We start from the raw sequence: 19,487 nt of genomic DNA on the forward strand, positions 1-19,487 counted from the left end.
TTTACTGCCTTTCAAAGCGTAGCTAGATACTGGTGCACAAACTGGATGGCGATGGAGCCCTCGCCCACTGCGGAAGCGCATCGCTTGACAGAGTTGAAGCGGACATCGCCCGCGACGAAGATTCCCGGCACGCTGGTCTCGAGCAGGTACGGGTCGCGATCGAGCTTCCAGGAGGCAGGCGACTTTGCCTTCAGGTCCGGGCCGGCGAGGATGAATCCCTTGTTGTCGCGGCAGAGCTCTGAGGGGAGCCAGTCGGTCTTGGGCGCTGCGCCGATGAAGATGAACAGGGAACCGGCCGGGCGACGCTCCTCACCGTTCGGCGTCGTCAGCGTCAAGCACTCCAGGTGGGTATCACCCGCCATGCCGACGACCTCGGTGCAGGTCTCGACGGTGATGTTCGGCGTCGCTTCGATCTGGTCGATCAGGTACTTCGACATGCTGCTCTCAAGCGATTTGCCGCGTACCAGCATGTGGACCTTATCGGCATAGCGCGAGAAGTGCATCGCAGCCTGACCGGCGGAGTTTGCGCCGCCGACGATATAGACAGCCTCTTCCTTGCACGACATGGCCTCGGTGAGCGCTGCGCCGTAGTAGACGCCCGCACCGCTGAGCTTGTCGGCGCCGGGAACGTCGAGCTTGCAGTAGTCCACGCCGGTTGCGATCAGGCAGACGTGGCAGGTGACCTCCTGGCCGCCCTCCATCTGGATGATGCGGTACTGGTTTTCGCTGCGGATGTTGGAGACGCGCTGGGTCAGGAACTCGGCACCGAGGCGGTTGGCCTGGAGGTAGGCGCGTTTGGCCAGCTCTTCGCCGCTGAGACCTTCGGGGAAGCCGAGGTAGTTCTCGATCTTCGAGCTTGATCCAGCCTGTCCGCCGGGCGCGGCTGCCTCGACCACCAGGGTGCGCAGGCCCTCCGATGCGCCGTACACGCCTGCTGCCAGCCCGGCCGGTCCTGCACCGATGACGACGACGTCGTAGAACTCCTGCTGGGCCTGGGTGCGCAGGCCGACCTTCTTAGCGATCTCGGTGGAGGTCGGCTGGACAAGCGCGGTGCCGTCTCCGAAGAGGATGACGGGCAGCTTGGTGTCGTCGATCCCTTTCTCTTTCAGGAGATCCAGGGCGTCCGGCGTCGTCTCGGGGTTCAGCCACTGGTAGGGGATACGGTTGCGCGAGAGGAAGTCGCGGACGGCGTGATCGGTCGCCGACCAACGGACGCCTACGACGCGAATACCTTCGAATGGGGGCTTGTAGCCCTGCTTCCAACTCTCCAGCAGATCGTCCAGGATGGGATAGAGCTTCTCTTCGGGCGGATCCCAGGGCTTGTTGAGGTAGTAGTGAATCTTCGCGGAGTTGATGGCGCGAATGGCCGCTTCGGTGTCGGCGTAGGCGGTCAGCAGGACGCGCTTGGCGTTGGGATAGATGGCCAGTGCCTGCTGCAGGAAGTCGACCCCGGTCATACCCGGCATGCGTTGGTCGGAGAGCAGCAGGGCCACCACGTCCTTGCGCTCCTGCAGCTGGCGGCAGATGTCGAGCGCCGCTCCACCCGAAGCCGCCCGGACGATGCGGTAGTCCTGGCCGTAGTGACGGCGGAGGTCCTGGACCACTGCTTCCAGTACGCTGGTGTCGTCGTCGATGGCTAGTAAAACTGGTTTAGGCATATCCCTTTATACTTTGTGACAACCCGCCCGCAAAGGACCCGGCAATTTGATTGTTTGGGAAGGCTCCAGGGTTCAGAAGGTTTCGTACCATATATTCGGACGCCGATACTCCCCCACGGCCACGACAGTACCATCGGGAACTAAATTGTCCGAATTGTAGACACTGCCTCGTTTACGCGGCAATCCACCGATATAGCCATTGTGGGGCGAAAAAATCCCCCAGGAGACCACAGAACCGATGAATCGACTTATCCTGGCCGACAATCAGGCGATCTTTCGCGCAGGCGCTGCCAGAGTTCTTGCGCTGGAGGACGATATGCGGATTGCGGCGCAGTGCGACGACGGAACCAAGCTGTATGCCGCCATTGAGAGCCTGCGGGGCTCCATTCTGCTGGTCTCGTCGAGTCTGCGGCTGGATCTGGCGGATGTGCTGGCGAGGACGCGGACGGCGGCAAGCCGCATCGTTCTGGTGCTGGAGAACACGGAACAGCTTCCGGGTGAGATCGTCTTGCGGCTGGACGGCGTAGTCAGCCGCAACGTCACGGGGAGCGTTCTGGTGGACTGCATCCGGCGCGTGGCCCATGGAGAGCGCTTTGTGCAGCGCGCCAACGTCACCACCATGCAGGCCTCGGATAACGTAGGCGCGCGTGTGCGTGACCGGCTGACTCCAAAGGAGATGCAGATCGTGGCGCTGATTGTGCAGGGGTGCAAGAACAAGGATATCGCGCAGCAACTGGGCACCAAGGAGCAGGTGATCAAGAACTACCTGCGCAGCATCTACGACAAGACCGGCGTCTCCGACCGGCTGGAGCTTGCTCTCTTCACGATCCACCACCGCGTCCTAGCAGAGGCGGCGGCGAAGGCGGGACGCATGATCGAGATGAAGGGCGTGCCTACGGCGCAAACTGCTTAGAGGCAAAGCGCCTGCGCGACGTGCGCCCACTTCGTGGGGTGTATACCGCTTTGCGTGGGCCTCCCGTTGGTCGTCGGAAAAATCTTTCAGGCGACCAACGGGAGCAGCAACCGGAGGGGTATACAAGTCACGAAGTGACCTCCCCACGAGCAGTGGGCCGGCCGGCCAATCTTTACATCCCCATCTGTTCGGACTGCTTCTCCTGCGCCGGAGTCGAGTGGCCGATCTTCTCAGCAATGCTCTTCGCCTGCGTGAAGAGCAGCAGATAGTCGGGGCCGCCCGCCTTGGAGTCGGTTCCGCTCATGTTGAAGCCGCCGAACGGATGCGCTCCCACCATCGCGCCGGTGCACTTGCGGTTGAAGTAGAGATTGCCGACGTGAAACTCCTCGCGTGCCCGGTCCAGCTTCTCGCGTGAGTTGGAGTAGATCGCCCCGGTGAGGCCGTACTCGGTGTTGTTGGCGATGGCGAGCGCGTCGTCGAAGCTCTGCGACTTGATCACGGCGAGCACAGGTCCGAAAATCTCTTCGAGTGCAATGCGAGCCGTGGGAGCGACGTCCGCGATGACCGTAGGCGCGATGTAGAAGCCGCCTTCCGGAGTTTCGATGGCGTGGCCGCCGTTGAGCACGGTGCCTTCACTCTTGCCGATCTCGATGTACGCGAGCGCCTTGCGATAGGCCTTGTCGCTGATCACAGGGCCGCCGTAGAAGTTCTCCGCAGGGTCGCCAGTCTTGATCTTCGCCACGCGCTCCTGCAGCCGGTCGCAGAAGAGATCGTAGATGCTCTCCGCAACGATGGCGCGAGAACACGCCGAGCACTTCTGGCCGTTGAAGCCAAACGCGCTGACGGCGACGCCCTCGACTGCTGCATCCAGGTCGCAGTCCGCCTCGACGATGATCGAGTCCTTGCCACCCATCTCGAGGATGGTGCGCTTGATGAAGATCTGTCCCGGCTGCGTCTTCGCGGCGCGCTCGTGAATCTCCAGGCCGACGGCCTTCGAGCCGGTGAATGCGATAAACCGCGTCTGCGGATGCGCGACCACCTCGCTGCCGAACTCAGGACCTTCGCCCGGACAGAAGTTGACCACGCCGTCCGGCAGTCCGGCTTCTTCCAGCAGTTCCATAAACTTTGCCGCGATGGTCGGGGCATCGACAGAGGGCTTCAGAATCACGACGTTGCCGCAGACGATCGACGCGGCCGTCATGCCGGCCATGATCGCGAAAGGGAAGTTCCACGGCGGAATCACCGCGCCTACGCCCAACGGGATGTAGCGCAGCTGGTTGCGCTCGCCGGGGAACTGGATCGGCGTCTTCGCCTCATCCAGCCGCAGCGCCTCGCGTCCGTAGAACTCCAGAAAGTCGATGGTCTCGCCTACGTCCGCGTCGGCCTCACCCCAGTTCTTGCCGACCTCGACGGTGAGCCACGCGCAGAACTCGAAGCTGCGTTCTCGGATCAGTGAGGCGACGCGAAACAACAGCTCGGCGCGCTGCTTCACCGGGACTCTGCTCCAGCTTGCGAAGGCAGTCTGCGCGGCGTGCATCGCGTCTTCCACGTGCTCTGCGGATGCGCGCTGGTGGACGCCGATCGCTTGGGCCGGGCGAGCCGGGTTCACCGACACGATCTTTTCTTTCGTCTTGAGATGCTTGCCGCCGATGATGATGTCGTACTCGCGGCCCAGCTGGCTCTGGACGACGGCGAGTGCGTCCTGCATGCGCCGCTTGTTCTCGGGCTGCGAAAAGTCCACGAAGGGTTCATTCGTATAGGCGGGGCGCGGCACAGACGCTGGGAGGGGAGGGGCGAGATTTACAGTAGCCATAAAGAGGTCGATTCTAGCGGGAGCACTTTGGTCTCGTCGCTTTGTGAGATGAAGACATGAAAGAGAGGACAATCCTCAACAGTTAGACGAATTTATTGTATGAGATGATTCCTCGCCCGCAAACTATTCCACCTCAGTCAGTTGCTCGGTCGCCTTCGACATCTTCGCGGTTCGGTCGAGCTTGTCCCAGTTGAATGGTTTGCCGTCGATGGCGCGCTTGACGGTCTTCAATAGGACGACCGAAAACACCTGCCGGTAGGTAAACCGCTGAATCCAGATGTGGAAGAGGAGCCAGCCGTCGCCCTTGCTTGCAGGATGCTTTCGCTCCAGCGCGAAGGCCAGTGCGGAGGCCACGAAGTCGATGATCAGGAAGGCCGCAAAGAACGCCAGCAGCTTGTAGAAGCTGTCCGTCGATGCGGTCTCCGGGTGGAAGTGCTTGTCGATCGCATAGTGGATCACCCCGCCGACGAACATCAGGTCGATCAGCGGCGAGACCAGCGGAAGCACGATCTGGAAGATGACGATATTCGGTAGCGCGAACAGGCCCATGGCGCGGCGCTTGCTGATCGCGCCCTTGTGCTTGAAGACCGCTTGAAGAATGCCGAAAGACCAGCGGAATCTCTGCCGCATCAGACCGTCCGCGTTGACCGGCGCCTCGGTGAAGGCCAGCGCCTGATCCTCATAGATCACGCAGTATCCCTGCTCCAGCAGGTTCATCGTGAGGTCGGCATCTTCGGCCACGGTGTTGGTGTGATAGCCACCGCCTGCGCGAACCGCAGAGGTCCGCCACGCTCCGATTGCGCCCGGAACCACCATCACAACGTCGAAGAGATCCAGTGCGCGCCGCTCGAAGTTCTGACTCGTGATGTACTCAAGCGCCTGCCAGCGCGTCCACAGATTCACCCGGTTGCCAACCTTCGCGTTCCCCGCGACCGCACCGATTCTCGGATTCGCGAAGTGGGGCACGAGGTTTGCAATCGCATCGTGCGCGATGACGCCGTCCGCGTCGATGCCGACGTAGATCTCCTCGTCGATGCGTTCGAGCGCGTAGTTCAGCGCATCGGCCTTGCCGCCGTTCGGCTTGCTCAACACCGTCAGCCGTCCCGACGCGATGTCCGCCGGGTACGCCTCGCGCGCCACGTCGAAGGTGTTGTCGGTCGAGCCGTCGTCGATCACGATAATGCGGATGTTCTTGTACGTCGACATCATCACGGACCGGATCGTCCGCACGATCACCTTCTCCTCGTTGTAAGAGGGAATCAGTACGGCAACCCGTGGCTGATACTCCGGCGTCGCATAGTTTTTCCTCTTGCGGAAGCGGTCGATGATGGCGAAGATTCCGATGATGATCAGCCGCGCGCTCATCAGCACGTCGCCGACGAAGAAGACCGCGACCACAAAGTAGTGGAAGAAGCTGTAGAAGAAGAAGGTGATCGAGTCTGCGCGTGCCTGCCAGCGCTGGTGCGGCGTCAGCGGAGGCATCACTTCGGCGCGTGTCTTGCCCACTAGCTCTGACACCGGAACGATCTCGTACCCATGCGCCTTCAGAGCCTGGATCAGCACCGGAAGCGCGGCGATGGTGGCCGAGCGGTCGCCTCCGCCATCGTGCAGCAGAATGACGGACCCCTTGTTCCACGGATGCGTGTCCATCTGAGCGATCGTCTCGAAGACCCCGTCGGTGATCTCCTTCGGAGTCTTGCGCGGATGCTCGTCCCAGTCGTTGGTGTCAATCTTGTTGCCGATGATGACGTAGCCGAGCCCTTGAATTCGTGCCACCGGCGCGGCCTGATCGTTGGTATCAGGTTCCTGGTCGATAGAGTAAGGCGGACGGAAGTAGAGCGGCTGCACCCCAAGCTTCGAGGCAAAGAGGCGCTCCGTCAGGTTCAGCTCCAGGTCGACCTGGCGGTTTGAAATTTCGCTGATGTCCGGGTGCGACCAGGTGTGATTGCCGATCTCGTTGCCTTCGCGATAGACGCGCTGCATGACCCCGACGTAGTCCTCGGCTATCTCGCCAATCATGAAGAACGTACCGTGCACGCCGTACTGCTTCAGGATGTCGAGGATCTTCGGCGTCCACTCAGGATCGGGTCCGTCGTCAAACGTCAGCGCCACCTTCTTCGGGTGGTAACCGTACTGCTCCACCGTGTACGATAGCGGAAACGACTGCATCGACTCCTGCGTAATCTCGCGGTACTCCGCCGGCACGGAGTCGTCGTCGTCCATGGTCACGACACGCTCGCCGGTCTGCGGAGGACGTGTCACTCGCAGAATGTCGCCCTCGCCCTCTGTATCTACGTCGTAGCCGGGCTCAACCTGCGCCAGATCTTTCACGGGATCGGCGTGCAGCGGAGTGTCCCAGATCTTCCACAACGAGTTATCTTCCTGGCCCAGCCGCCAGAGCGCGTACGTCTGAATCCCCAGCATGCGCGCCGCACGCATCTCGTTCAGCGCGGTCACCGCATCCAGAAACCAGATCTGGTGGCGCTCGTGCGCGTCCACGTCGTCGTAGGCGAAGTGAACGTTCAGCGAGTCGTCGTCGAGATCGATCTGGGAATCGGAGTCCACGGCTGCCTGCCATGCCTCCTGGGTCGACATATCGTGCGACGAGATCACCTTGGTCGGCTGTGGCTTGCGCTTCGATCCCTTCCTACCTGTCTCGGCATCCGGCAGCGACGTCGTCCAGTCGTAACCGTAGTTGCCGATCGAGCAGATGATCTTTTCCTTCGGCACCTTCTTCAGGACGTTCTTCAGGTTGTCGACGAACCAGTCCTGAGATGCGATGGGTCCCGGGTCGCCCTCGTTCTGATGCTCGTCGTAGTTCATCAACAATAGACCGTCGGAGTGGTCGGCAATAAACTTCAGGTCCCAGTCGTCGTCGCCTACGGGGGTGTTCACGTACAGGCGCAGATTCCGCGGATGGAAGTCACTATAGAGCGCTGCAATTAGCGCATTCAGCCCAGGCTGCGCAGCGGTTGGAATCTCTTCGAGATCGAGCGAGAGTCCGCGATAGCTGGGATTGCCTGCTAGAAACTTATCCATCTGCTGAAGGAACGTGGCCCGTGCCTGCGGGTTGGAGAGGAACTCTCCTATCTGCGGCATCCACAGACCCTTCGTCGGACTGTAGTTGTTCACCAGCGGGAACACGTCGAGGTTCACATGATTGGACGCGATGGTACGGGCGACCTTACCTTCGCGGTCTACTTGGTGGACGCCGGCCGAGTCCACCACCGGGTATGGCCGGTTGTCGGGTGTGTACGCGGTCAGCTTACCGTCGGGCGTGACAACGTGGAGCCACTCCGGAAACAGCAGGTCGACCTGGCTGATGTGCTGCTTCAGCGACGAGTAGCTCGCCGGATCGTCCTCAACGTAGTACGCCGCGCGCAGGCCTTCACCCTGGTTCAGGGGGACGTCGCCCGGCTTCACATCGGTCTTGCGGTGCGCGGAGCGGCGAAGCTTGGAACCCCTCAGAAACGCCGTGGACTGACTCGCCAGCGCCTTGTAGTTCCGCTTCGGCGACTGCAGAAACAGCTCCGGCAGCGGCTTCATCCGCAGCAGGCCGATGACGAAGACGGTCCCCAAAAGCAGCCCCGCGAGTGCGAGTAGGTCGAAGATTCGGCGCAGCCGCTTCCAGCGCTTGCGTTGTGGATCGTAGAAGACTTGTTTGTTCATCAAAAGGAGGCCAGGCGCATGCGGTAAGTCTCATCGTATGCAGCACGATGGTTTGAGTCAACGCAACGACGAACATGCAACGTCAGACACTCTGCCATTGCTTCAGTATGATGCAGAGACATGATCCCAGGACGTCTGAGAACAGGTCTCGCCGCCGCATCGGCTCTCGCGGCTGGGCTCCTGCTGCGCCTCTGGTTTGTGACACATGCGGGACGCATCGACGGCGACACCCTGATCTACGGCAACATCGCGAAGAACTGGATCCAGCACGGTGTCTACGGCTTCGTCACGACGGCCAGGGGAGTCTCGCCGACCCTGATCCGCCTGCCCGGATACCCGCTCTTTATCGCCGCCTGCTTCAGCATCTTCGGGGCCGATCACTATATCGCAGTCATGGTGGTGCAGTGCGTCGTCGATCTGTTGACCTGCCTTCTGATCGCAGCCCTCGCCGGACGTCTCTTCGGGCGGCGCGCCGCGACCGCCGCACTCTGGCTCTCCGTGCTCTGCCCCTTCACCGCGGCCTACACCTCCGCGCCGCTCACCGAGGTCCTCACCCTCACTACCATCGCCCTCGCTTTTTTTAGTCTCGAACGCTGGCAAAGCGCAGGCACAGGCTTCAATCGCTGGCTGTGGATCGCCGCCTCTGCCATGGCCTACTCGGTGCTGCTGCGGCCGGAGCAGGGCTTGCTCCCCGCCGCCATCGTGCTCGCAATGCTGTGGATGTCGTTGCGAAAACAGCCCGCCGAAGCGCGCAGGGAAGCCGCCGAAGCGCGCAGGGAAGCCGCCGAAGCGTACAAGCAGCCTGCCGAAGCCAGACCCACACAGCCCCACACGGTGGTTCAAGCCATCCTGCCGATAGCCCTCGCTGTGCTGTGCATCGTGCTTCCGCTCTTTCCGTGGGCCGTGCGAAACTGGCGCACCTTCCACGTCGTTCAGCCGCTCGCGCCGCGCTACGCCACCGATCCTGGCGAGCATATTCCACTCGGCTTTCAGCGTTGGTACCGAAGCTGGGCCATCGACTACGCCTCCACCGAAGAGGTCTACTGGAACTACGACAGCGCAGAGATCGACCCCGCCAATCTTCCCACGCGCGCCTTCGACAGCAGGGAACAGTACCTCCGCACCTACGGCCTGCTCAGCGAGTACAACGACACCTACAACGCAACGCCAGCTTTCGACGCCCGCTTCGAAGCCATCGCCCGACAACGCATCCACGCCGACCCCATCCGCTACTATCTCGCCCTGCCCGTCGCCCGTCTGGTGAACATGCTGCTCCGCCCCCGCGCCGAGATGTTCCCCATCCCGCTCGACTGGTGGCACTGGCGCGGACACGCAGTCGCCGCCCTGGTAGCTCTCGCACTGGCCGCGCTCAACCTCGCCTACTTCGTCCTCGGCGCAGTCGGCCTCTGGACGTGGCGCAGACGCGGCTTCGGCGAGCACACCGCGTTGGTGGGTGCAATGGTCGCCTTCGTCATCCTGCGCTGCGCCCTGCTGCTCACCCTCGACAACTCCGAGCCTCGCTACACCCTCGAGTTCTTCCCGCTGCTCATCGTCTGGGGATCGGCCATCTTCCAGCGCCAGACGCTTTCACTCAGCTCCGACCCATCCACAGCAGAGTAATCGCAGCGGCAAACAGCGTCGACGCAAAGTTCACCAGATCGTTCCCCAGCCACCCACGCTCCTCCACCGTCGCGCCCAGAACGCTATCGAACAACAGCCCTGCACACGCCGCACCAAACACCGGCAGCGCATGCGGCCACAGCGCACCGTGCAGCGATCCCGCAGCCACCACCAACCCCGCCGCCACCATCCCGGCAGCGGTTCCGGCAACGCTGACGCCGCCGTCTCTCCCCGGCGCCACCCGTCGCAGCGTCGTAATTAGCCACGCCTGGCCGCCGATCGCCTGCCCCACCTCCGACGACACCGTATCCGCCACAGCCTCGGCCAGCGCCGCGATGCATCCCGCATACCACCCCACCACCCCGCACAACGCAGCAACGCCGAGGTTAGCCACGATCTGCGAAGCACGCCGCCCCGTCCGCGCCTCCGCCAGTCCGCGCTTCTCCTTGCTTTTTCTTCCAAACCGCGTCGCCGCAAACGTCAGAACGAACAGCACGATCAGCGCAGGAATCGCCGAGCCGCCGAAGCCCGCACCGCGATCTCCATACCTCGCAACCGCCGGAGCCTGCGCCAGCACCACGCACACCAACATCCCCACACCCGCCGCCGGCAGCGTCGCCGACCGCAAACCCCACACCAGCCCGGCAAACCCGAGACTAAACAGCCAGGGCAGAAGCAGCGGACGCAGCGACATCCCTGCCGCGCTCATCCGCAACGGCCCAGCCACCGCTCCCGCCACCAGCAGGCACGCCACCACGCCCGCCAGCACCTGCGACTGCACCCGGTCCCTCTCTCGCGAGATCGTCTTCCGCCAACCGGTATCTTCCTGGCTCCCGTGCATTTCCTTGCCGCCCTCCGCTCCGCGACGACCTGTGATTTACAATCAACTTTGAGAATAGCCAACACCAGCAACATCGCGGGAGCAGTTTTGCACTTAGCAAGAATCGAAGCAGAAGGAATCACCCAGTCGCGGCCATCACGGCGCCCCGTTCGGTCTGTAGTCCAGGCCTTCCGCCTCGCATCCGGGCTTGCCTTGTCTGCCGCGATGCTCACCCTGGTCACCGGCTGCGGCAACAACTACCGGCCCGTCGTCACCGCCATCAATCCGGTCGGTCCCGCCGCGCAGCCGTCGAAGTTCGCCGTCGTGATCTCAGATCCCGGAACCGCCGCAAGTCCGGCTCCCGGCCTGGTCACCTTCGTCGACTTCGCCGGAGATACGGTTCTGATCACGGCCAACATCGGCGTGAATCCCTACTACCTCATCCTCAACAGCGGGGGCACCACCGGCTTCACCCTCAACGGCGACCACACGCTCACCAGCTTCGACGTCGATACCTCGCTGCTGACCAGTAATATCAACCAGACCACGCTGCTCCCCAACGCGAACCCGGTTAGCCTCTTTCCCGAAGGCGCCAGCACCTACGTCGCCGACCCCGGACTCGGAGCCGTCTCCCAGTTCACCAGCGCCAGCGGATCTCTCGCCCTCAGCCTGCAGCAGAACTTCCCCATCGCGTCGCCCTACACCCCGATCTATACCGTCGGCGTCGCCGGCGCACCGCGTGCCTACGCCATCAGCCAGAACACCACCGGAGCCAACGGCATCGTCTCCACCATCGAGACCACCAGCAACACGGTCGACTCAGTTACGATTCCCGTCGGCAAGACCCCTGTCTACGGCGTCATGACCGCAGACGCGAGACGCGCCTTCATCCTGAACGAGGGCGACGGCACTGAGACGGTCATCAACGCCCAGACCAATCTGCTCGACACCTTTACTCCGCTCAACCCGGCGACCGGCCAGCCTCTGCCTGTCACCTCGACCATCGCCGATCCAGCTGCGGTCGCTCCGATCTGGGCAGACTTCGCTCCGGTTCGTAACGAGATGGTCGTGGCCAACCAGGGCGACGGCGTCCACCCCGGCTCGCTCAGCGTCATCAGCATTCCCCTCTGCTCGGCGAACGCGCTGCCATCGAATCCGAACTGCGATCCGAGCAATCCCATCGATGCCGTCGGCTTCGGTACCGTCCAGGCCAACATCCCCGTCGGCGTTCGTCCAGTCATGGTCGGCGTCGTGCAGGATGTCAACAACAGCCGCGCTTACGTCGCTAACGGCGGCGACCTGAGCCTTCCCTGCGCCGTCGCCACACCCGTCGCAGGCGTCACCACTGGCTGCTCGGTCTCGGTCATCGACCTAAACACCAACACCGTCATCGCGACCATTCCTCTTCCGACGAATCCGACGAATTCAAACAGTTCGGTTACTGTGGTCGCTAACGGTCATCCCAACTACCTCGCTGTCACCTCCGGCACTCCAACCAGCAAGGTCTACGTCACATCCGGCGAGTCGAACTTCATGACCGTCATTCGTACCGACACGGATGCTGTCGATACCACCGTCCCACTGCAGGGAAGCGGCGTATCTGTTCGCGTCACCCTTCCGTAGTTCAGTACCAGCAAACCTAAACCTGCTTGTGCAGAAAACAAAAAAACGCCGCCTCGAACTACGAGGCGGCGTTTTTCTGTGTCTTACTATCTTTAGAAGCTTCGAGTAAAACGAACGAGAGCGGAAGTTCACTCTCGCCGTCAACGGTTTATTCGCCAACCAGAATGATCGGCAGCGTCGGCGTCGTCGCCCCGGCTGCATCCTCCACCGTCACACCGAAGGCCTTTGCTTCAACACCCTTCGGCAGCGGAGGCATGATCACGCTCGCGTTCCCGCGCTCATCCGGACGGAACGTTCCCGCAGGAATCGGCGTCTGTCCCGGCGTCGATGGGATCAGCCAAAGCTCATACGCCTTCGCCGGGTCCAGCGTCTCCAGATTGCTCGCCGTAAAGATCAACGTTCCCTTGTTCGGCACATAAGTCACATGGCCCTGCGGAAGCTGTTGTGTCTGCGCCTTCGTCGTCAGAGTCACGCGCATCGCCGAGGTGTCGCTTAGTGCGTCCAGCACCTCACGCGCCGCTGCGGCATCCGCCGTCAGATGGTCCATCCTGCTCGCCTGCGATATCACCGTGCCGCGCAGCGTATCGCGCTCATGGTACAGATCGCCCGCCGCCACGGCGAGACCCGCGGCCACAGCCCATCCAAGCCACGGCAGCACCTTCGCCGCTGCACTCTTCTTCGGCAGATCATCCTCGGTCAGATAACCGCCGCTGCCCAGCCCGCGTCCGCCGCGATAGCCATCGTTCTCTTCTTCACGTTCACGCGTCGAAATGGAGCTGATCGAACCAGTCTGTCCTGTCCGCGAAGAGATCTCCTGCACCGGCGCCTGCTCTACCGGAACCACCTTCTTCTCTCTTGCAACCTGCTTCATCAGCCGCTCCCGCGCCAGTGCCGGCGGCGAGTGCACCTCTATCGTGTGCGCGTAGATCGCGAGGTCGCCCTGTATCTCGGCCAGCTCCCTGCGCGCCTCCGCCGACTGCTCCAGATAAGCTGCAACCTCCGCGGTCTCCTCTTTGGAGAGCAGCTGCATCGCATACAATGCGAGATCTTCTGTAGTAATACGTCTTGGCGCGCTCATGCTGTAAACGCCTTTCTCAGCGAGCCCAGAGCGCTGCGTATTCTCGTCTTCACCGTACCCAGCGGATCGCCCGTCATCTCCGCAATCTCCGAGTGCGTCAAACCGTCGAAGAAGGCCATCTCCAGCGTCTTCCTCTGCTCCACGGGAAGCTGGTGAATCACCCCCCGCGCCTTCTCCATCATGTTGTTGCGTTCCGCTTCATTCGCAAGGTTGTAGTTGGAAGCCAGCTCCATGCCATCCACCTGCTCGGTCGGCCGCTTCCGCCGCAGCGTATCGATCGACCGGTTGCGCGAGACCACCGCAAGCCAGCCGCCAAGGCTGCCTCGCGTCGCAACAAAACTCTCGGGATTGCGCCAGATCTGCATAAAGACTTCCTGCAATACATCCTCCGCCGAAGCAGGATCTCTCAGCACGCGAAGCGCAACCGAGTAGACAACCTTCGAATAGCGGTCGAACAGCGACGACATCGCGTAATCGTCTCCCCCTTGCACAAGCGCAAGCAGGGCAGCGTCGTCCTGCCCCGAGGGCGGTGGAGAATTTACGGGTCCCATTTCTCTATACATAGAACGCACCTAAGCTCATCGCAGATTGCTCAACATACAACTTCTACGGTCTATCGGACAACTCCGCACGTTCTTATCAACAACTATGTCACTAACCCGACACCACAGTAACTCTACTCGAAAGATTTGTCGCGCCATAGTAACTATCTCTTCGCTCCGGTTATCTTCTTTCCAACTTGGCATGAAAAGATAGATGCAGTTTTCCAGCATGAACCTTTCTCGACAAACAGACAATGACCCATTCAGCTAACCCCCGCCACGGCAAGCGCCGACTCGACAAGCTCCTGGTCGACGACGGCCACGCTGCCTCCCGCGAACGCGCGCAGGCCCTCATCCTCGCCGGCCGCGTCCTCGTCGACGAGCAGCGCATCGACAAGCCCGGCACCCCCATCGCCGCCGCCGCCATCATCCGCCTCCTCGGCTCCGATCTCAAATACGTCAGCCGCGGAGGCCTCAAACTCGAACGCGCCCTCGCCCACTGGTCCATCGACCTCACGGGCCTCCCCTGCGTGGACATCGGCGCCTCCACCGGAGGCTTCACCGACTGCATGCTGCAATCCGGCGCCGCTTCCGTCCTCGCCGTGGATACAGGCTACGGCCAGATCGCCCAGAAGCTGCGCGACGATTCTCGCGTCACCCTCCGCGAACGCACCAACGCCCGCCTCCTCACCCCCGGCGAACTCCTCACAGCCAATACACCCACGCCAGCCTTCATCGCGATGGACGTCTCCTTCATCTCCGCCACCCTCGTGCTGCCAGCCGTCCTAAGCGCCCTCAGCACACCGCCGCAACCGTGGCAGGGAAGCGTCGTCATCCTCGTCAAGCCGCAGTTCGAAGCCGGTCGCGCCAACGTAGGCAAAGGCGGCATCGTCCGCGACCCCGACGCCCGCCAGCTCGCCATCGAGCGCGTCCGCGACTGCGTGCTCGAACAGCAAGGCACTCAACTCGACCTGATCGACTCCCCCATCCTCGGCATGGAGGGCAACCACGAGTACCTCCTCCACGCCCGCTTCATCTAGCCACCCACCGTCCGCTAGTGCCGCCCCAGCAACCCACCCAGCGCATTCCCCAGCGGATTCGCCTGCGGCCCATTCGTTCCTTTCTGCCCATTCAGCAGACCCTTCGCCGCACTCGCCCCCACGCCAGTCGCCAGCCCGGCAATGTTCGGAGAGAACGTAGGATTACTCGTCGTCCCTCCAATTGCCACCGGAATCCCAGCCTTCAGCACACCGCCAGCCAGCGCGCCTAAGCCGCCCGCACCAGCCGCACCTCCCGGTATAAATCCCGAGAGCGCCCCCACCAGCCCAGCCGCACCGCCCGCACTCGCCTGCGACCCGCTGCTCGCCGGAGCTCCCGCCGTCAGCCCTGTCAGCTTCAGCACCACGTTATAGTTCAACGCGCCACCTGCACTCACGCTGCCCGCACCCGTAGCCGTACCCACTCCCGCCACATCCAGCGCAATATTATCCGTCCGAATCGCTCCACCCTCCTCCCGCACATTCATGCTTAACGACCGGATCGTCGTCCCCGGCCCCGTCGCCGTCCCGATCCTGCCGCCCGTAAACTTCGACAACGCCGACAGCTTTGATCCCAGGTCGAATCCCGCAAGCTGCGTGTTATTCAGCTTCACCGGCCCGCTGATAATCGGAGCCGCCGTCGAACCCGTCACCGCCAGCGCCGTCGTCACCGTACCGCCCTGCAGCCTCGAACCCTGCGGCAGATGCACCCCAAGCGCTGGCAGGAACGCCTCAAGCTCGTTGATCGAAACCCCGTTCCCCACAACCTTTAAGTTGATCGCCGTCGAAGGCCCGCTCGTCTGGTACGTCCCCGACAGATTCACCACCGCACTGCCCACCGTCAACACCGCCTGCTGCACCTCGCCCGTCATCGCCTGCTCATTCTGCGTCAGCGTGAACTGCAGCTGCACCGGCTTCGCGGACGGCACACCATCCTTCGCCAGCTTGATGCCCGCCACCTGCACCGTGCCATTCGCATTCAGCGTCTGCCCGTTCGACTGCACCTTCGCCTGCAGATCCGCCATGCCCGCGATCCCCGCATCCGGAGGCAGTATTCCCGCCGTCCCAATCTCAAAGTGCTTCAGCGTAATCTGCCCATCCAGCGGCGTGCTCGCATTGTTTGCCTGGTTGAACGGCCCAACATTTCCATTCGCACTCAAACTCCCGCCGTTCGGCAGCTGCCCACTTACCGTAAACGGCGACGAGCTCTTCGATGACACGTTCGTCAGCTGCGCATTCAACTGGCTGTACACCGCCGTCCCCGTCTGCCCCGCCGTCGCCAGCGTCAGCGTTCCATTCTTGATCTGCGCATCGTCCACCGAAAGGTTATTCAGCATCGACGACCCCTCCGCGTTCGTATCCGCAGGCTTCGGCTGCTTCGGCGCATTCGTCCTCACCACCGTCAGCTTCGGCGTATCCACAATCAACTTGCTCACATGCATCTGCGTCCCGCTCCACGACGCATCCAGCACCAAACTATCCACCGTGCCCGTAATCCCATCCGAAGCCTCCACAAACCCCGCCGCCAGCGGATCCAGATGCTTGATCTCAAGATTTCCCGAGAACGGAGTCGCCGAAGCATCCGCCGCATTGATCGGTCCCGCGTTGCCCTTCAAACTCACCGACCCGCCTGCCGGCAGATTCGCCGAAGCCGTAAACGGAAACGCCTTCGTAAACGCAAAGTCCTTCACCGCAAGATTTACCTGCTCATACACGCGATTCGTCGTGCCCGAAACACCCGGTCCAGCACCCACGGTAATCTGGCCGTTCGCAATATTGACCTCGCCCACCGTCAGGTTCGGAAACGCCTCCTTCTGCTCCGCCGTCTGCGTCCCCTGCTTGCTCGCCGCGCTTCCAATCGTCGAGTAGTTCCACGTCCCATCCGCCGCGCGCAGCAGCTGAATCTTCGGCGACTGCATCGAAATTCCTTCGATCACCACCTGCTTGTGGAAGATCAGCGGAAGCATCTCCACGCCGATCTTCACGCTCGCAGCCTGGATAAATGGCGCTGTACTGAATCTAGGATCGTCGGCAACGGTCGCATTCTCCGCCACCAGTCCGCCGGACCACACCGACAGATCCAGCTTCCCAATCGTCACCTTCCGCCCCAGCGATTCGGTCAGCGTGTTTTCAATCCGCGTCCGAAAGCTGTCTGTGTTGAGGAAGAGTGGCACTGCGGCCACAACAATGATGATGAGCGCAATAAGGGCGCCCACTCCGATCAGGACCAAACGTGCGGGTCGACTCATGCGATCACCTCGTCGAAACTCGTATCAATTCAATTACGCAATTCGGATGCCATTACTGAGAGTGCTGTTGCAAGGTCTTTGTAAAGATAGGAAAGATTATGTCCTGCCGGACGGGCCGCTTGCTCAGCGGGAGGTCACTTCGTGACTTTCGTACCCTGCCGTGGGGATGCGAGCAGTATAGGTCCTCCCGCTGGTCGGAATCATCTTTGTTCCCGACAAACGGGAGGGCCACCCAAAGGCTTAAAAAGGCGTGCGAACGCCCTCCCCACGAGCAGTGGGCCCGTCCGGCAGGACACTGCGTTTAACATCATTCCATGTCCCGAAGGCACTGGCTCCCGCTGCTTCTGCTCCTCCCCATCGCAGGCATCGCCTACCAGCGACTCGGCGCCCGCCGGGACAGAAGACGCCTCCTCGGCCGCGGTACCCTCATCGACGTCGCACCCGGACGCCGCATGTACCTCTCGCAGATGGGCAGCGGCGACGGCCCGGTCGTCGTCTTCGAGTCCGGCATCGCAGCCACCAGCCAGAACTGGGTCGGCCTGCAGCGCGCTATCAGCAGCTTCGCCCGCACCGTCATCTACGACCGCGCAGGCCTCGGTTGGAGCAGCCCCAGCCCTGCCGACCGCACACCCTCCAACATCGTCCGCGAACTTCGCACCCTCCTCCAGCGAGCCGGCATCCCACCGCCATACCTACTCGTCGGCCACTCCTTCGGCGCACTCGTCGCACGCCGCTACGCAGCCGAGCATCCCGCCGATCTCGCCGGCATCATCCTCATCGACGCCATGCGCACTGCAGACTGGCCGCCCCTCAGCGACGCACAACAAGGCAGCCTCCAGCGCGGCCTGCGACTCGCCAGCATCGCCACCCCCATCGCCCGCTTCGGCCTAGCGCGCCTGCTCATCACCACGTTCTTCCTCCGCTCCGCCAAAGCCTCAAGCGCCATCGGCAAGATAGCCGGATCGCGAGGCCGGGAGATCGTCGATCGAGTCACCGGCGAGGTCGGCAAGATGCCCCGCGATGTATGGCCCGTCATCGCCTCGCACTGGTCCAACCCCGGCTTCTACCGCTCCCTCGCCGCGCACATCCGCGTCGTACCCGCCACCGTCCGCGAGATGCACGAAGCCCCGCCCATCGAAGGAATTCCCACTATCGTACTGATCGCAGCCAACGCCGAGCCGCACTCCCCGGAAGCACTCCGCGCCATCGCTCCCGCCGCCCGGCAGATCATCGCCGAAGAGAGCGGCCACTGGATCCATCTCGACCAGCCCGGCCTGGTTCTGGAGGCCATCCGAAGCATGTTCGAAGAGATTCGCCACCGGGATTCCAGCCCGGCCCAGTAACTTCGGAGGAAGCCGCCTCCGCATCACGCTCCGCTGCACCGCCGCAGCCGTTACACTAGAACGGAATGCTACAGGCTGCCATCATCTCCAAGCCGCAGAAGCCGGAACTTGCCGGCATCCTGCGCGATCTCATCACGTGGCTCGAGGCCCGTCACTACAACTATCTCCTCGACCCCGACAGCGCCGCCTATCTCCCCGGCACCAAGGCTATCCCGCGCTTCGACCTCCCTAAGTACAAGCCGAACCTGGTCATCGTCCTCGGCGGCGACGGCACGCTCCTCGCCGCAGCCCGCGCCTTCGCCCGCACCACCACCCCCATCCTCAGCGTCAACCTCGGCTCCCTCGGCTTCCTCACCGAGATTCCCCTCACCGATCTCTACCCCACGCTCGAAGCTTGGTGCGACAACTGCGCCGAGATCGAAGTCCGCAGCATGATGCACGCCGAGATCATCCGCGGCGGCAAGACCATTCAGGAGTGGGACGCGCTCAACGACGTAGTCGTCGCCAAGGGAACCATCGCCCGCATGGGAGACTTCACCGTCGAGATTGAAAGCCAGCTCGTCGCCACCTTCCGCGCCGACGGCATCATCGTCTCCACCCCCACCGGCTCCACCGCCTACAACCTCGCCGCCAACGGCCCCATCGTCATGCCCAGCGTCAACTGCATGCTGGTCACGCCTATCTGTCCTCACCTGCTCACTATCCGGCCCATCGTCGTCCCCGGCGACGCTACGGTAAGCGTCCACGTTGTAGGTGTCCCGAACGAGATCTACCTGACCGTAGATGGTCAGGAGGCTGTCGAACTGAAGCTTGACGACTACATCCACTGCCAGCGCTCCGAGGCCAGCGTTCGCCTCCTGCGCAGTCGGCCCAACGGCCTCTTCTCTGTGCTGCGATCCAAACTCAAATGGGGCGAACGCTAGTCCTACCGGACGGGCGCCCTGCGCGGGCAGCGGTCACTTCGTGACCCGTATACCCCTCCCGTCGCCGCTCCCGATGGTCGCCTGAAAGATTGATCCGCCGACCAACGGGAGGCCCACGCGAAGCGGTACACAAGTCACGAAGTGACCTCCCCACGAGCAGTGGGCCCGTCCGGCAGGACAAAGAGTCTTTCTCGAAAAT

The 19,487-nt window shown here is 62.5% G+C and carries 13 protein-coding genes; 6 read left to right on the forward strand and 7 right to left on the reverse strand.

The window, feature by feature from the left end:
- Window positions 1–11: 11 nt before the first annotated feature.
- Window positions 12–1,658: an FAD-dependent oxidoreductase gene (locus tag GSQ82_RS19215; protein ID WP_158793914.1), complete on the reverse strand. Its 1,647-nt coding sequence runs from the start codon at window positions 1,656–1,658 to the stop codon at window positions 12–14.
- Between the two features lie 238 nt (window positions 1,659–1,896).
- Here GSQ82_RS19215 and GSQ82_RS19220 point away from each other — a divergent pair, with 238 nt between their 5' ends.
- Window positions 1,897–2,571, forward strand: coding sequence for a response regulator transcription factor (locus GSQ82_RS19220; protein WP_158793915.1), 675 nt, complete (start codon window positions 1,897–1,899; stop codon window positions 2,569–2,571).
- Window positions 2,572–2,743: 172 nt separating this feature from the next.
- On the opposite strand, the gene pruA is transcribed toward GSQ82_RS19220, so the two are convergent.
- Both pruA and GSQ82_RS19230 read right to left on the reverse strand, forming a co-directional pair.
- Window positions 2,744–4,384, reverse strand: a complete 1,641-nt coding sequence (gene pruA / locus GSQ82_RS19225; protein WP_158793916.1) for an L-glutamate gamma-semialdehyde dehydrogenase — start codon at window positions 4,382–4,384, stop codon at window positions 2,744–2,746.
- 123 nt (window positions 4,385–4,507) lie between these two features.
- Window positions 4,508–8,053: a polysaccharide deacetylase family protein gene (locus tag GSQ82_RS19230; protein ID WP_158793917.1), complete on the reverse strand. Its 3,546-nt coding sequence runs from the start codon at window positions 8,051–8,053 to the stop codon at window positions 4,508–4,510.
- A 120-nt stretch (window positions 8,054–8,173) separates the two neighbouring features.
- Between GSQ82_RS19230 and GSQ82_RS19235 the strand changes: the two genes are divergently transcribed.
- Window positions 8,174–9,673, forward strand: a complete 1,500-nt coding sequence (locus GSQ82_RS19235; RefSeq protein ID WP_254061781.1) for a glycosyltransferase family 39 protein — start codon at window positions 8,174–8,176, stop codon at window positions 9,671–9,673.
- On the opposite strand, the gene GSQ82_RS19240 is transcribed toward GSQ82_RS19235, so the two are convergent.
- On the reverse strand, window positions 9,645–10,514 hold the full coding sequence (locus tag GSQ82_RS19240) for a DUF92 domain-containing protein (protein WP_158793918.1): 870 nt from the start codon (window positions 10,512–10,514) through the stop codon (window positions 9,645–9,647). The genes GSQ82_RS19235 and GSQ82_RS19240 overlap by 29 nt on opposite strands.
- Window positions 10,515–10,601: 87 nt before the next feature.
- On the opposite strand from GSQ82_RS19240, the gene GSQ82_RS19245 reads away from it, so the two are divergent.
- Window positions 10,602–12,116 carry a YncE family protein gene (locus GSQ82_RS19245; protein WP_254061782.1) on the forward strand — a complete coding sequence of 505 codons (1,515 nt, stop codon included), beginning with the start codon at window positions 10,602–10,604 and terminating at the stop codon, window positions 12,114–12,116.
- A gap of 148 nt (window positions 12,117–12,264) precedes the next feature.
- Here GSQ82_RS19245 and GSQ82_RS19250 read toward each other — a convergent pair whose 3' ends face one another.
- Entirely contained in the window at window positions 12,265–13,194 is a 930-nt protein-coding gene (locus GSQ82_RS19250) for an anti-sigma factor domain-containing protein (protein ID WP_158793919.1), read from the reverse strand.
- Window positions 13,191–13,745 carry an RNA polymerase sigma factor gene (locus GSQ82_RS19255; protein WP_254061783.1) on the reverse strand — a complete coding sequence of 185 codons (555 nt, stop codon included), beginning with the start codon at window positions 13,743–13,745 and terminating at the stop codon, window positions 13,191–13,193. Before GSQ82_RS19255 ends, GSQ82_RS19250 begins: the two co-directional genes overlap by 4 nt.
- Before the next feature lie 245 nt (window positions 13,746–13,990).
- Between GSQ82_RS19255 and GSQ82_RS19260 the strand changes: the two genes are divergently transcribed.
- A complete protein-coding gene (locus GSQ82_RS19260; protein WP_158793921.1) occupies window positions 13,991–14,776 on the forward strand; it encodes a TlyA family RNA methyltransferase in 786 nt (261 codons plus the stop codon).
- Window positions 14,777–14,790: 14 nt separating this feature from the next.
- Here the strand turns inward: GSQ82_RS19260 and GSQ82_RS25445 are convergent, their stop codons facing one another.
- Window positions 14,791–17,022, reverse strand: a complete 2,232-nt coding sequence (locus tag GSQ82_RS25445; RefSeq protein WP_158793922.1) for an AsmA family protein — start codon at window positions 17,020–17,022, stop codon at window positions 14,791–14,793.
- 314 nt (window positions 17,023–17,336) lie between these two features.
- On the opposite strand from GSQ82_RS25445, the gene GSQ82_RS19270 reads away from it, so the two are divergent.
- The gene (locus tag GSQ82_RS19270) at window positions 17,337–18,365 is read left to right on the forward strand and encodes an alpha/beta fold hydrolase (protein WP_158793923.1); all 1,029 of its coding nucleotides are present in this window, start codon (window positions 17,337–17,339) and stop codon (window positions 18,363–18,365) included.
- Between the two features lie 65 nt (window positions 18,366–18,430).
- Entirely contained in the window at window positions 18,431–19,288 is an 858-nt protein-coding gene (locus GSQ82_RS19275; RefSeq protein ID WP_158793924.1) for an NAD(+)/NADH kinase, read from the forward strand.
- The last annotated feature ends 199 nt before the right edge of the window (window positions 19,289–19,487 follow it).

Origin of the sequence: Granulicella sp. L60 (assembly GCF_009765825.1) — a bacterium.
Taxonomy (GTDB): domain Bacteria; phylum Acidobacteriota; class Terriglobia; order Terriglobales; family Acidobacteriaceae; genus Edaphobacter.